Source organism: Flavobacterium sp. GNP011, assembly GCF_056428925.1.
In genome coordinates, this window is the sequence record NZ_JBWJVJ010000003.1 from 96,612 (window position 1) to 111,748 (window position 15,137).

Consider the following 15,137-nt stretch of genomic DNA (forward strand, 5'->3'; position numbering starts at 1 on the left):
TTTTGTGCTTACTTTATTGTTAAGCTGTCTTGTAAGGATTGTTTTTTGTATCGGCTGTAGCCAATAGGTGTTTTGAGTTTCACCGGCGGAACTACAACAACAGGACTAGGTTTTATTTTTTGTCTAATGACAACTGCATCATTCAATACAAAAGGTGTAGGCATCATCCGGTTCTCTCTTTTTGCTAGTTCAAATAATGGGTTTGTGGTTAAATCAAAAGAGCTTTCTAGCAATTCCATATCAAATTTATTTCCAGATTCTATCTCAAATTGCAGTACTAGCGGAGCATTGTTTACTACATAATAGCTAACAATTTTTTTGCCTTTTCGTTCGTAATTTCCTTTTTTGTGATCGACTGCTGTTGTTCCATTAGCTATAAAGTTCTTGATTTTCATACCTTCATTGGCAAACACATCGTAGCGGTTTACATTTCTATTTGGAGCTATTTGGATTTTTAAATACCTTTTGGCACCAATAGTTCTATCATAAATAAAAGTAACTGTAGGTGGAGCAATTTTTTTTACGGGAGCAGTAGCCGTGTATGTGAAACCAGAGTTGTATTTACTAAATAATGGAAGTTCATTAAGTGTTGAAGCTATTTCTGGATTATTGCCCAAATACGTTTTGGTCCACGAGTCAAGATTGCTGTCATAAGTGGCCCATTTAGCTGTTTTTTTATCAGAATCATATACATAAAGTAAACTGTTTGATTTGGCTTTGCCAAATTCATAACCAGAATCATAATGTGCTTTGGCAAAAAAACCAACAGATACCATCAGAAATACTGCAGCCCAAATTCCTTTTTTGGCGTAAGTCCCAAAAACAAAATAAAGAATACCTACCGCTAATACGGTTAACACTGCACTGCCAAAAAGTACTTTTAATCCCAATCCCACCGGAAACATTTGGATAAAAGGAGTAATGATCAATAAAGCTGGAATACTCAATAGTAAGTTGACTGTTTTATTAGATTTTTGAGTAAGAACAAATATTCCAAAAACGAGCAGTCCAAAACAAACAGGAACTATTAAAAATCCTGCACCTGGTAAGTATACCGCTAGTAAACCATTTATAATAATCCATAGTGTAAGTGGTGCTACATAATGACTCATGGTGATTTTAGTACTTGAAAACCGTGCATAAAACGCCATGGTTATAGCCATTGATAGGCAAACAAATGCAGCAATGTATTCATGACCGTTATACGTAAATCCGTTAAGCAAATCGTTGTATTGAGGATAGAATATTAGGAGAAGTTTCCAACCTAAAAAGGTAACAAGTCCTGCTGTAAGCAGCGATCCAAAAAGAGGAATAAATCCTTTGCTAATATCTTGAAATGTTAATAGATGTTTAGCCCTTCCTATGAATATAAAAAATACCAGCATCACAAAACAACCTATGACCACTGGTATAGTCCAGCTAAATGGGTAATAAACAAAAGTGTAAGGCAAACTAAAATAAACAAAATCCTCTTGAGATACTGGTTTGTTTAAATTTGTATTGGAAAAATGTTTTAGCAAAGGCATCAAATACGTACCTTGGTGGGCAAGCGTGTTTATATCAAGATGGGCAGTGTCATCTTGAGCTGTGTGGTAATTGTAATGATCGTCTATAAAAGCAAAATTGTACCCTTGTATGTTTCCTTGTTCTCTAAACACAGTCAAATCAGTATCGTTAGGTAACATTTTATAAATGCTGTACATTAAAGAGTTTGATACTGGAAATGTGGTTTTGGCCTCGGCAAATTCTTTTACTAATGAAGCATTGCCAGCATTGGTTTCCATGAGTATATAACTTGGTCCTGATGTACCTCTTGCTTCAAAGTTTAAAACGACTCCTATATCTTTGGCCCATTTATGTTGGTTTACAAAAAGTGCAGCGCCGTTAAGCCCTAATTCTTCTCCATCAGAAAACATGATGATGATGTCGTTTTTATGAGGTGTTTTGGTATACAAAAAAGCTCTAATTCCTTCAATAATAGTTGCTACTCCTGATCCGGCATCACTAGCGCCTGGGGAGTAAGAATGTGGTGCACTATCATAATGAGAAAGCAGCAAGAGAGCTTTAGAGTTTGAAGAGCCTTTTATTCGTGCTAAAACATTTTTAGAATATACAAGATTTCCCCAATCACTTAGTGTATAACCTTCTTGAATGGTGGTTTCTAGACCTAAACTTTCAAGCTCTTGTTGCAAATAATTGGCAACTATTTCATGGTTTTTGGATCCTACATAATGCGGTTTTTGAGCGATAGCTTTTACTTGTTCAAAAGCCCGTGTTGCAGAAAAATCAACTAGTGATGTGTCCTTGTTTGAAGTAAATTGCGGCATCATTGTGTAGTATAGTGCCGCAAGTACTATAAGAATAAAAACACTCATGTAAATTGAAGAAAAATCTTTTTTCATTTTTGGTTAATAGGTTTTGGGGTTGTGGTATTTAGATGTCTTTTTTGACAAGCATATAAAAATCATTGTCTAAGACCATGTATCCTTGGTCATATAAAAAATAATAAGTGTTGCCCGTTTTTGTATTAAGAATATTGGTAAAGTATTCAAAATCAAAACCTTTACTTGCGAGTTTTGAACGTGTAGTTTTAGATTTTCCTTCGGTATTTAGTTCTGATAAAATGCGATAGTTTTTGCGCAACCTGTTGTTGATGTTGCGCATGTAATTGGTACTATCCTTGTTTATTTTATTATTGTAAGCATTGCGACAACCATCACTACAAAATTTCTTGTCCTCGCGTCCCACAATTTTTTCTCCGCATTCTAAACAGGTTTTATTCATGGATTTATTTTTTTGATGTCGTATAAGTCAGTTCTACGGTCTTTAAGGATGCGAACACTGCCGTGCTCATGCAATTCTTTTAGCAAATCTAAGTCTACATCTACAATAAGGGTCATTTCGGTATTTGGTGTCGCTTCGGCTTTGATTCCGTTACTAGGAAAAGCAAAGTCTGAAGGAGTAAAAACGGCCGATTGTGCGTATTGAATATCCATATTATTCACTTTAGGCAAATTCCCTACACAACCTGCAATGGCAACATAACATTCATTCTCTATAGCTCGTGCCTGCGCGCAATGCTTTACACGGGTGTAAGCGTTTTGTGTATCGGTTAAGAAAGGAACAAACAAGATGTTCATACCTTCATCAGCCATCAAGCGGGAGAGCTCTGGAAATTCCACATCATAGCAAATCATGATTCCTATTTTGCCACAATCTGTATCAAAGGTTTTAATGGTAGAGCCGCCCGTCATTCCCCAATGCTGTACTTCATTAAGTGTAACGTGGATTTTGGCATACATTTCAGAGGTTCCATCTCTTTTACACAAGAAACCAACATTATATAAAGTACCGTTATCCAGGTATGGCATACTACCCGTAATGATATTGATGTTATATGAAATAGCTAATTCTTGAAAGCGTTTGTGAATGGGATCAGTATGTTTGGCAAGTTCTCGGATGGCTTCGGCCTCAGATAAATGATTGTAATCGGCCATTAAAGGAGCCGTAAAAAGTTCTGGAAACAATGCAAAATCACTACCGTAACCGGATACAACATCTACAAAAAACTCACATTGTTCAAACAAGGCTTCAAGATTATTCAATTGGCGCATTTGCCATTGTACAAGTCCTAAACGGATTACGCTTTTTGCAAGATTGATTAATTTTGGGCTTTCGTCATAATAAATGTTGTTCCACTCCAGTAAAACAGCAAATTCTTTGCTATCTGTATCGCCTTCGAGATAATTTTTCATGACCCGGATTACGTGAAAATCATTGCTTAATTGAAAAGAAAGTACTGAGTCGTGCATTTCTTTTCTTTTTACTTTATCAATATAATCTTTTGGACTAAGTGTGTCGGCGTGTTTTCCGTAATTAGGTATTCGCCCTGCAAAGACAATAGCTTTTAGATTCAATTGTTCGCACAGCTCTTTTCGGGCGTCATAAAGTCTTCTTCCCAGTCTGAGACCTCTGTAATTGGGGTGAATAAAAACATCTATTCCGTATAAAATATCGCTTTTCTGATTGTGGGTTGAAAAGGTATATTTTCCGGTAATGTCTGAGTAGTTATGATTTTTATCGACTAAATTTTCATCAACGATAAGGGATAATGCAGAGCCAACAACTTTACCGTCAACCAAAATCACGAGCTGACCTTCTGGGAAAATACTCAATAATTTCTCGATGTGATGTTCTCGCCAGTAAGAACCCGTCATTTCTGGATAGGACTCTACCATAGATTTTTTAAGTTCTTTGTAGTCGTCAAATTTTAGATTTCGTAATTCTACTTTGTTAATTTTGGCCTGCATAATAAATTGATTTACAACAAATATAACTTTTTTTTTAACATTTACAAACGGTTACAAATAGTTACAACCGAAAGTAAATAGTTAGCAACCGATTCTTGTTTTGAAACTGTCGCATCTTTGCCCTGTTGATTCGAATGAACGTTTTGACAAATAAACATACACACCAATAATTAAATTTACACGCCATGAAAAACAGAGTACAATTAATCGGAAGAGTAGGTCAAGATCCAGAAGTTAAAACACTTGAAGGAGGAAAAAAATTAGCCACCGTGAGCATCGCTACAAATGATGTGTATTACAAAGAAAACGGAGACAAGGTAGAGCAAACAGAGTGGCACCGAGTTACCGCTTGGGGTAAAACTGCCGAGATTATTGAAAAGTTTGTTACCAAAGGCAGAGAAATTGGGATTGAAGCAAAATTATCCCACAGAACTTACGAGGATAAAAACGGTGAAAAGCGCTATATTACTGAAATAGTAGCTAGTGAAGTATTACTTTTAGGGAAATAGTATTCTTAATATTTAATAAAAAGCACGGATCTCATAATTGAGGTCCGTGCTTTTTTTGCTTTAAAGTGAAATATTGAAAACAGAATATTGAAAGAGGTGTTTGCTTTTTTGTAGTGCGTTTAAAAAATATCTTTCGCCACTCGATAGGTATTGGCATGGGCTTCAATAATGGTTTTTATATCGGGAGAGTAGCCGCCACCCATTGAAACTTGTACTGGAATTTGGTATTTGGAACACAATTCAAAAACCAATTCATCTCGTTTTTTACAACCATCAAGGGTGCAGCCTAATTTTCCTAGTTTATCTGTGGCCAAAATATCGACACCCGCCAAATAAAATATGAAATCAGGTTTTTGCGTTTCTATCAATTGCGGAATTACAGTTGCAAGGGTTTGCAAGAACACCGCATCGGATGTTTCATCGTCAAATGCAATGTCTAAATCTGACGTTTCTTTCTTGAACGGATAATTTGTCTTGCCATGTGTAGAAAACGTAAATACTTTTGAATTGTTTTGAAAAATCTCAGCAGTTCCGTTACCCTGATGTACATCTAAATCAATGATTAAAATCTTTTTGGCGAGTTTAGTGTCCAATAAAAATTGTGCTGCAATGGCTTGGTCGTTTAATAAACAAAATGCTTCGCCATGATCCGTGTAAGCGTGGTGCGTGCCTCCTGCAATATTGAATGAGACTTTCGTGTCAAATGATTTTTGTGCGCCAAAAATAGTTCCTTGTGCAATGATGAGTTCACGTTCTACTAGTTCTCTGGAGAGGGGAAAACCAATTTTACGAACTGCTTTTGCGTTTAAAGTGAGTTCTAATAAATCTGTGACATATTCTTTTTGATGAATAGCTAAAACGGGAGCTAAATCGCAAATTTCGGGTTTATAGAAGTCAGTTGGCAATGCGGTTCCTTCATGCAATAATTGTTGTGGAAGCAGTTCGTATTTAAGCATGGGAAATCGATGCCCTTCTGGCAATGGATGCTGGTAAATAGGATGAAATGCTATTGGGAACATGGCGGAAAATGACTTTTAGTTAAATGTATTAAACTCAAGCGATGCTTAGCTTATTGGTTCATCAATTCTTGAAAGTAATCTACAAATTGGCCAAGATGTAAACCGTCGATTAATCCGTGGTGAACGTGTATGGACATGGGCATGGTTTTTTTTTCATTGCTGTCAATTGTCATTTTTCCAAAGGAGATTTTTGGACAACTGTCAGGAAAACTAAAACTTCTAGCATGTGATAAAGAAGTAAAATCCAACCAAGGAACCGCCGAGAAATGGATAACATTATCATCATTAAAAGTCCGGGTAAAAAGTCCAGTGGTGGTTTGAATACGTTCAATTTCTGTTGCGGTACTGGTTTCAAAAACAGTATAATCTGGGTCGAATTCAATCAAAGAAAAGCCAAAAGTCCCGTCCTCTCTACCTATTGTTGCTGATGCATTGATGTGATTGTGTATTACAACGGTTTCCCCGTCAATGCGATATCTGAAAGGTTCTATGGCATTTACAGCCATAAGTGTTTTGTGAAGGTAGTAGCTAAAAAAGGAGGTGTTTAGCATTTTAGCTTTGGCGTAAGCCAGTGAACAATCAATTTGTACAGTTGCTCCAAAAAAGGGCTCTTCAAATTGTTTAAAAAATTGAAAATGTTCTTTACGCGCCCAATTATCGATGTCTAAAAGTTGTTTCAAAGGGAATGGAATTAATTTATTTTTCAAAAGTATTGCTAATTTTTAATTCAGCCATGCACTTCTAATTTCTTTGATTGTTAAATATAAAAAAAGCCCTAAAAGAATTTCCTTTAGGGCTTTTAAGCAATTATAAGTGGAGAATTATTTTACTCTGAAAGTAACTCTTCTTACTAATTTTCTAGCTGCATCTGAATCTTTTGCTACTGAAGCATCTTCACCAGCTGCAACAACGTTCAATCTTGAAGCATCAACATTAGCTTTAACTAAAACGTCTTTTACGCTGTTAGCTCTTGCTGTAGATAATTTATCATTGTACTCAGTTCTTCCTAACTCGTCAGCATGACCAATAATGTCAACTGATGCAGATGGGTTGTTTCTTAAGTAAGTCAAGATAAAATCAATTCCTTCAGTAGAAACGTTTGTTGGAGTAGATTTATTATAATCAAAATAAGTACTTACGTAACCTTCGTTGATTAAGTTTTTGATTAATGTACTGTTGTTTACGATAGCTGATTTATCAGTATTGTTTCCGTAAGTTTTCAATAAATAGCTTTCTAATTCGTCAGGAACATTGTTGTTGTTCAAGTCAATAGATTTACCTTTAGTATCAACCATTACACCACCAATAGTGTTAGGCTCTTGATCTAAATAATCAGCAACACCATCTTTATCTGTATCTAACATAGAAGTTTCGATATCAGCAATTTTTTGCTTTAATTTGTCAATTTCGCTGTTGTTATCAAGTACCCAGTCAGCATGTTTTTCATTTTTACCTAAGTAAACTGTTAAACCTACAGTACCGTTAAACATCAATCCAGAGAATCCTCTTGCGTTTGAAGTTGAAGAAGCATCAAAAGTTGCATCTTGTGCAGCATTAAGGATAGTTGTAAAATCACCTGTAAGAGCAATTCTGTTAGATAATTTAATTTGACCTGTAACACCTGCCATAAAATTACCCATTCTGTCTTTTAAAGCAGAATTTTGATCTTCTAATTGTGCTAAACCAAAACCAGCATGTCCTAATAAACCTATTGTATTAGTCCAAGTTTCAAAGCTCATAATTCTACCTAAGTTTGCTACTGCTTGAAGATTAGCTCTGTAGTATTTTGTATCAAAATTAGCAGAGTTACTTTTTCCTTCAAAACTGTTGTATCCAAAATCAGCTTTCAAACCAAATTTATTGTTAAACATGTAACGTACACCTAGATCTGCAACATAAGGGCTTGGAGTTGAAGTGAAGTAACCTGATCCTAATGGTCTTTGTGGTTTGTTAACACCACCAGCTAATTCAATAGACCATTTGTTGTAATCTGTATTTTTTACTTCTTTAGTTTCAGTTTGAGCATTTACAGAAGAAACTGCACCTGCAAAAACTAATGCAAACATTAAATTTTTCATTATTTTGTGATTTTTAAATTCTGTGCAAATTTACAACATATATTTAAATGAGAAATTTCAATCAGTTAATTATACAATATTTACTTTTAATTCTATAAATTGCGGGGTATCTTGAGAAATCAGCAAAAATTTAGCTTTAAATTTTTAGCATGTTTTTTTATTTAACTCGAAAAAAAGGAATCAATAAGCTAAAACAAAGGGTTGTTAATTTAAAATATGGATATTTTAACACTTACAAAGCTATGAATTCTAAGATATCGGTAAGTTTTTCAATGGTTTTAAAGTTTTCATGCACTACTTGATGATCAATTTTTTCATGTGCCCAAGTAGTGTGAAAGGGAATATGAACGGCATATCCGCCTATGGCCAAAACAGGCAAAACATCCGATTTTAAGGAATTGCCTATCATGAAAAATTCAGAAGGTTGAATGTCTAATCGATGAATCAAGTCGGTGTAATCAATTTCCTGCTTGTCTGACATCACCTCAATATGATGAAAATAATGACCTAAACCTGAATTGTGTAGTTTACGGCGCTGGTCTAATAAATCGCCCTTTGTGGCCACCACTAGTTTGTATTTTCCGTGTAGTGCTTGCAAAGTTTCTTCTACGCCCTCTAAAAGTTCAATAGGTTTCTCTAAAAGTTCTTTGCCGTACTGAATGATTTTTTCAATAATTTCAATCGGAATCGTTTTGTTCGAAATTTTCATTGCAGCCTCAATCATCGAAAGGATGTACCCTTTGATACCATAACCATACAATTTCAAATTGGCTATTTCTACCTTAAATAATTCCTGCGAAAGTCCTTGATGTGATAAATAATCACTCATCAGGGCACAAAATTTCTCTTCGGTTTCTAGAAAATAGGTTTCGTTGATGAATAAGGTGTCATCTGCATCGAAGGCAATTACTTTTAGGTTCATTGTTAATTGTGTAATACCACAGATTCGCAGCTTTAATTAATGAATCTGCGAATCTGTGGTTATTTTTTTAATTGATTGTTTCTCCATTCTCTACACCATCCGTATCAGGATTTCAAAAAACATTAATCATTGAATTTTCTAAAAATATATTCTTTTGTTGTATTGTCATAATAGCCTAAATAATAAGCATCAGTTTTAAACAGTGTTTGTGATGAAACATCTTTATATTCATCAAAGAAAGTTCTTATTTTATCAAATGCTAAAGGCTTTAAATCACCTTTGATATGATTTCCTTCTTTGTCAAATAATCCGTCTGTCTTTACCACTTTTCTATTGGCATAAGAGTTGAAATTTTCTATAACGGGATTGTAAACTGCTACAGAGAAAAGGACTCCCATTGAGCCAAATTGCCCCATGCCAATGCCAAAGCCACCTGCGGACTGTTGAGCTGGAGACACACCTCCATAAGTAATTAAAGTGTTTTGACCTAAAGAGTAGATACTTAAACCCAAATAAAGATTGTTAATTTTTCGAATGAATTGAGAAGAATTTTCTAAAACTCTCTTTCCTCCAAAATCTCCACCTTCTAGTTGTACCTCCGAATTTTTAAAATATATGGGTTCAGATGATGTAGCAGAATGTTCTTTTAAAATGTTTCCTTCTAAGTCATTCACAGTAAGATATAATAATTTAGATGAGCTTTTTAATTGATACAACTTATTATCAAAATAAAAGGAGTTCGAGCTTAAATACATACGATCTTCTTGAATATCGTGTGTTTTTATTTTCTTTTCGGAAACCTTAAAATCTTTTAAGTCAATGGTTATAATCTGTGTAAACTCAATATTTGTATCAAGTGTTATTAGGATTTTATTGTTTTGGAAATAGCATTTTCTTTTTTTGGCACTATCAGTTAATGAGGTAGGATTCTCAACTGCAATATTTTGTAAAGAGAAAGGCGCTTCAAAAGGAAGTAAGTTCTCACCTAGCACTTCAGATAGGGTTGAAGGCATATACTCTGAATTATATAGGGTGATCGCGTCTAAATTTATTTTTTTTTCTATGTACTCGCCTTCTTTGTCAAAAATGTAGAGTTTCAAATCATTACTTTTTTTTACAACAGTCAATAAGTAAAAGAAATCTTTGTCACTAAATTTTTGTAAAATTTTCTCGTCTTTCAATGCAAGAGAATGTTGCTTTGTCGAGGTTTTACGGTTCTTGAAATCATATACCTCCGTAAGTATTTCCTTGTAATTGTTTGATGACCAAAAAAGCGCATTGTTTTCTTGATTTGTAGTGTAACCAATCATTTGAGAATATGTTTTAGTATCGGGTCTTTCAGACGAAATACTATCCACAATTTGCATTTTTTCATCAAGTTGAAGGGCTTTTACTTTTGTTTTATCGCTAATAAATAAATTGATTTTCTTAGTGTCATAATTAACAGTTTGAAAAACATCACGGTTTTTTTTTAAGTCAATAGGTATAGACGATACTTTTTCTTGAGAGAAAGAAATGAAATTACTCAAAATTAAAGTTGCAAGAATTGTTTTTCTAAACATTTTTAGTAGTCTTGATTTTTTTAAATGTACTTTTTAAACTCGTGTTTTAAATTAAATTATTTTACCACAGATTCGCAGCTTTAATTAATGAATCTGCGAATCTGTGGTTATTTTTTTAATTGATTGTTTCTCCATTCTCTACACCATCCGTGTCTGGATTTACAAACACTAGTTTTCCTTCGGTATTTGTAGTCATCAAAATCATACCTTGACTTTCTACGCCACGTAAGTTTCTTGGTGCCAAGTTTACTAAAACAGTTACGCGTTTCCCAATGATATCTTCTGGTTTAAAACTTTCGGCAATTCCCGAAACTATCGTTCGAATATCAATTCCAGTATCTACCTTTAAAATCAAAAGTTTATTGGCTTTTGGCATTTTTTCTGCCTCTAAAATGGTTCCTGTGCGGATATCCATTTTGGCAAAATCCTCAAATTGAATAAGTTCTTTTTGTGGTTCAGCTACTTTATTCTCGGCTTTGTTAGCCGTTTTGGTTGCTTCTAGTTTATCTATTTGTTTTTGAATTTCTTCATCTTCAATTTTCGAAAACAGTAATTCGGCTTGACCAATTTGGTGACCAGCGGGTAATAAATTCCAATCTTCAAATTCCAAATTCCAATTGTTGATGTTGATGTTCAACATTCTTGACAATTTTACAGAAGTAAAAGGCAAGAACGGCTCACAAAGCGAACCCAAAGCAGCAGCAATTTGTAAGGCCACATACATTTGAGTTTTTGTACGTTCTTCATCAGTTTTAATCATCTTCCAAGGCTCTTCATCGGCCAAATATTTATTTCCGAGTCGTGCCACATTTATCATTTCGCCAAGCGCTTCTCTAAATCTATATCTTTCGATAGAACTTGAAATTACTGATGGATAGGCTTTCAATTCAGCCAAAGTTTGTTCGTCTACCTCAGATAATTCATTAGGTGTAGGAACAATTCCGTCGTAATATTTATTGGTTAAAACTACCACACGATTAATGAAATTTCCAAAAATCGCCACTAGTTCATTGTTATTTCTAGCTTGAAAATCTTTCCAAGTAAAATCATTATCCTTCGTTTCTGGAGCATTTGATGTTAAGGCATAACGCAATACATCTTGCTGATTTGGGAACTCTTCTAAGTATTCGTGCAACCAAACGGCCCAGTTTTTAGACGTAGATAATTTATTGCCCTCTAAGTTCAAGAACTCATTGGCAGGAACATTATCTGGTAAGATATAACTTCCTTCGGCTTTTAGCATTGCCGGGAAAATGACGCAATGAAATACAATATTGTCTTTCCCAATAAAGTGAACCAGTTTTGTGTCTTGATCTTTCCAGTACGGTTCCCAATCTTTTCCTTCGCGCAAAGCCCATTCTTTCGTAGCCGATATGTATCCAATAGGAGCATCAAACCATACGTATAATTTTTTACCTTCGGCGCCTTCAACAGGAACATCAATTCCCCAATCTAGGTCACGCGTTACCGCACGAGGTTCTAATCCGCCGTCAATCCATGACTTTACTTGCCCATACACATTTGGTTTCCAGTCATTTTTATGTCCTACCAGAATCCATTCTTTCAAGAAATCTTCGTAGCGATCCAAAGGCAAAAACCAGTGTTTCGTTGATTTCATGATAGGAGTTTCGCCTGTAATGGTTGATTTTGGATTAATCAAATCGGTAGCATTCAGCGTAGAACCACATTTTTCGCACTGATCGCCGTACGCTTCTTCATTGCCACATTTTGGGCAAGTTCCCATTACAAAACGATCTGCTAAAAACTGATCTGCTTTAGCATCATACAATTGTTCGGTTACTTCTTCAATAAAATCGCCTTGTTCATACAATTTTTTGAAAAATTCCGAAGCCGTATCATGATGAATTTTAGCCGAAGTTCTTGAATAATTATCAAATGAAATTCCAAAATCAGAAAACGATTTACGGATAATTCCATCATATTTATCAATTACTTGCTGAGGCGTAATACCTTCTTTTTTAGCTTTCATCGAAATCGCCACGCCGTGTTCGTCGCTTCCGCAAACAAACAAAACGTCTCTTCCCTGCAATCTTAAATATCTAGAATAAATGTCTGATGGCACGTAAACACCCGCCAAATGGCCTATGTGAATGGGTCCGTTTGTATACGGCAATGCCGCTGTAATCGTATATCTTTTTGGATTCTGTATCATGTGTTACTAGTATTGTTTTTTTATTTGTCACATGTAATTCGCCTAGAAAAAGGGATGTATCACCCATTTTATGCATCGCTCCTTTCATGATTCCATTTTATTGAGTGCAAAAATAAGCAATAGAATTTTATTTGAAGCTATTTAGCGCCGTTGAATCTGTCATGTCCTTGTATCCGTTTCAAACAAAATTCATTGAGCTCCACTGTCTAAATAACCAAAGTTGAAGTAATCCTTTTTTAGTGCTGTAAATGGAAATAAAATTTAGGTCGAAAATGAATTGAATTATGCTAGTCTTTTTGTCTTTAGTTTTTTGTCAGTTACAGTATTGCAATTTATTCATAATAGTTTGTAAAGGTTCCATCAAAAAACTATTTGTATCAAATGGTTTGCAAATAAAATAAATAGTATTTTTACACCTGAAATAGATTATACGATCATTAATATTTGATAATTTAAAACATGAAAAAAGCATTTATAGTAGCTCTTACATTTATTTACGCTTCGATTTATTCGCAAACCAATAGAGAAATTTCAAGAGATTGGACCTCTTTTAATCAAACAATAGATGTTCAAACAGCTACTCCAAAAAAGTTCAAGGTAATAGCTTATGTAAAAGTAGACACTCAAGATTCACATGCTTGGGCTGGTGTATGGGCTAGAGTAGATACAAAAGAGGATAAAATGGGTTTTTTCGATAATATGAGCGATAGGTCCATAAAACTTAATCAATGGCAATCTTATTCCGTAGAGGGAACCATTGATTCCAACTCAAAATCGCTAAGTTTTGGTGGCTTGTGTTCATATAATGGAAAATTCTATTTTGACAAGTTTGAATTGTTCATCGAGAATGATAAAGGAGTTTTAACAGCGGTGCAAATTCCTAATGCTAGTTTTGAGATGCAAACAAAGAATAATGAAATTCCAAAATGGAATTTAGGTACTAGAAACAATCAAAATATTAAGGTTAAAGAGTATAAAATCAGTTCTGAACCAGATAAGAAAGATGGTGTTGCCAGTTTACTAATTGAAGGTAGCGGTATTAAATTTATAGAATCGGGAAAAATAGGTGGCGTTGAGGGTGCTTCTCCTCAAATTGGGGCTATGATATCCATGTTGGAGGATTTAAAAAACCGAGTAGAAAATACAGTAAAAAATATGAGTAAATATGAAGTAGATTATTTACTAGATAAGGATGCAAATAGAATAGGAGCTTTAGTAATGCATTTGGCTGCAGCTGAGGCCTATTATCAGGTTTTTACATTTGAAAATAGGGAGTTTAATGCAGAAGAAGAGAAAAAGTGGGGCGCAGCATTAGCTTTGGATCAAGGGGGTAGAGATGATTTCAAAGGCAATGATATTCAATATTATCTTGATATTTATAATGAGGTAAGAGCAAAGACTATTAGTGAATTAAAAAAGAAAGACGATGCTTGGTTTGCTGAGGTACAAAAAAAATATGGAATTAGTAATCAATATTGTTGGTTTCACGTCATGGAGCATCAATCTAGCCACTTGGGTCAAATTTTATTTTTGAAAAAACGTATAAAGCCAGAACTAGAATTAAAACTAGACAGTAAGATTAAAAATTAAAGTTTTTTTGTTTTTAATGCCCTACATGAAGATTTTAATACATAAGGTTTTTAGCTGAATCAAAATAATATAAAACCATGCCAAAAGGACCCGAAAAAAACACTAAAAACAAAGCGTTGCACACCAAACTCCTCAATAGGAAAAAGGCAAAATTGCAAGAAGAGAAAGCATCAAAAGCAGCACGCTTGAAGGCATTGGTAACCAAAATGAATCAGAAAAAGAACAATAATGAATCTGATGTGAGTTAAATGCTGACGCTAAAAAATTTGTGTTAATCTTTGGCTAAAATAAATATTTCGATTCCTCAATCTTTTACCCGAAATTTGCAACCTATAATATAAAACGCAACTCAAATGGAATTCGGAAAAATTATCATCTCAGAAAACGCTGCTCAAAGTGAAAACCCACAAGACATTATTAACTCAAACATTTCAGTAATCAACTTAATGCGTGAGGAAAAAATCGATGACGATTTGATTCACGAAGATGCGTTGATGAGTTATTATTTGGATTTTTACGTAGCGCAACATGTTGATGGAAATTTTGCGCAATTTGTGCACCGCTCCGGATGGAACAAGGAATTAAACGAACTTATTGAAGAAGGTTTGGCTTTGATTGAAGCACCTAAACATCTAGAATTATTCCAGCAACAGTCTAAAAAAGTGGGTTTAATGAGTAGTGTGAAACTCAATAAATTTTTACAAGGAAAATTAGAAGGAGTTAATCCCACTAGAGACGCCCTCAATACTGATGCTTTTTTCGAAATAGAAGAAAATATAGTAGAACTTAATGCTGCTTTTTTAATGTCTCACCCAGATCTTGAAGTGCTTTCTATAGATGATATGTTTGCAACTCTTGAAGATTTTGTAGGTCACGAGATTAAAAGGGAGTAATTATTTTCATAGAAAAAACACAAAGGCACGCGGGGTCTTTTAAAGTAGAACGTATCGAATCTCTTTGTTTTACCTTTGTAT

The 15,137-nt window shown here is 34.5% G+C and carries 13 protein-coding genes; 4 read left to right on the forward strand and 9 right to left on the reverse strand.

The genetic code is table 11. From position 1 onward, the window contains the following. Positions 1–8 precede the first annotated feature (8 nt). From AC061E_RS04340 to AC061E_RS04350, 3 genes are read right to left on the reverse strand one after another with little or no spacing between them, the layout of a single operon-like run. Positions 9–2,402, reverse strand: a complete 2,394-nt coding sequence (locus AC061E_RS04340) for a M28 family peptidase (protein WP_478285173.1) — start codon at positions 2,400–2,402, stop codon at positions 9–11. Positions 2,403–2,433: 31 nt separating this feature from the next. After that, the gene (locus AC061E_RS04345) at positions 2,434–2,784 is read right to left on the reverse strand and encodes a hypothetical protein (RefSeq protein ID WP_478285174.1); all 351 of its coding nucleotides are present in this window, start codon (positions 2,782–2,784) and stop codon (positions 2,434–2,436) included. Then, the gene (locus tag AC061E_RS04350) at positions 2,781–4,310 is read right to left on the reverse strand and encodes a GNAT family N-acetyltransferase (RefSeq protein ID WP_478285175.1); all 1,530 of its coding nucleotides are present in this window, start codon (positions 4,308–4,310) and stop codon (positions 2,781–2,783) included. Before AC061E_RS04350 ends, AC061E_RS04345 begins: the two co-directional genes overlap by 4 nt. A 185-nt stretch (positions 4,311–4,495) precedes the next feature. Here AC061E_RS04350 and AC061E_RS04355 point away from each other — a divergent pair, with 185 nt between their 5' ends. Further along, positions 4,496–4,819: a single-stranded DNA-binding protein gene (locus AC061E_RS04355; protein ID WP_144893463.1), complete on the forward strand. Its 324-nt coding sequence runs from the start codon at positions 4,496–4,498 to the stop codon at positions 4,817–4,819. 119 nt (positions 4,820–4,938) lie between these two features. On the opposite strand, the gene AC061E_RS04360 is transcribed toward AC061E_RS04355, so the two are convergent. The 6 genes from AC061E_RS04360 to metG form a co-directional block, all read right to left on the reverse strand. Beyond that, a complete protein-coding gene (locus tag AC061E_RS04360; protein WP_478285176.1) occupies positions 4,939–5,838 on the reverse strand; it encodes a histone deacetylase family protein in 900 nt (299 codons plus the stop codon). 50 nt (positions 5,839–5,888) lie between these two features. Beyond that, positions 5,889–6,518, reverse strand: a complete 630-nt coding sequence (locus tag AC061E_RS04365) for a CatA-like O-acetyltransferase (protein WP_478285269.1) — start codon at positions 6,516–6,518, stop codon at positions 5,889–5,891. A gap of 141 nt (positions 6,519–6,659) precedes the next feature. Then, positions 6,660–7,916, reverse strand: a complete 1,257-nt coding sequence (locus AC061E_RS04370) for an OmpA family protein (protein WP_478285177.1) — start codon at positions 7,914–7,916, stop codon at positions 6,660–6,662. Between the two features lie 232 nt (positions 7,917–8,148). Then, positions 8,149–8,838, reverse strand: coding sequence for an HAD family hydrolase (locus AC061E_RS04375; RefSeq protein WP_478285178.1), 690 nt, complete (start codon positions 8,836–8,838; stop codon positions 8,149–8,151). Positions 8,839–8,960: 122 nt separating this feature from the next. Beyond that, the gene (locus tag AC061E_RS04380) at positions 8,961–10,400 is read right to left on the reverse strand and encodes a hypothetical protein (RefSeq protein ID WP_478285179.1); all 1,440 of its coding nucleotides are present in this window, start codon (positions 10,398–10,400) and stop codon (positions 8,961–8,963) included. A gap of 115 nt (positions 10,401–10,515) precedes the next feature. After that, positions 10,516–12,573, reverse strand: a complete 2,058-nt coding sequence (metG, locus tag AC061E_RS04385) for a methionine--tRNA ligase (protein WP_478285180.1) — start codon at positions 12,571–12,573, stop codon at positions 10,516–10,518. A 459-nt stretch (positions 12,574–13,032) separates the two neighbouring features. Between metG and AC061E_RS04390 the strand changes: the two genes are divergently transcribed. The 3 genes from AC061E_RS04390 (at position 13,033) to AC061E_RS04400 (ending at position 15,056) form a co-directional block, all read left to right on the forward strand. Continuing rightward, positions 13,033–14,163, forward strand: coding sequence for a mycothiol transferase (locus AC061E_RS04390; RefSeq protein WP_478285181.1), 1,131 nt, complete (start codon positions 13,033–13,035; stop codon positions 14,161–14,163). Between the two features lie 77 nt (positions 14,164–14,240). Further along, positions 14,241–14,411 carry a hypothetical protein gene (locus AC061E_RS04395; protein ID WP_478285182.1) on the forward strand — a complete coding sequence of 57 codons (171 nt, stop codon included), beginning with the start codon at positions 14,241–14,243 and terminating at the stop codon, positions 14,409–14,411. A gap of 105 nt (positions 14,412–14,516) precedes the next feature. Continuing rightward, positions 14,517–15,056, forward strand: coding sequence for a DMP19 family protein (locus tag AC061E_RS04400; RefSeq protein ID WP_478285183.1), 540 nt, complete (start codon positions 14,517–14,519; stop codon positions 15,054–15,056). Positions 15,057–15,137: the final 81 nt, after the last annotated feature.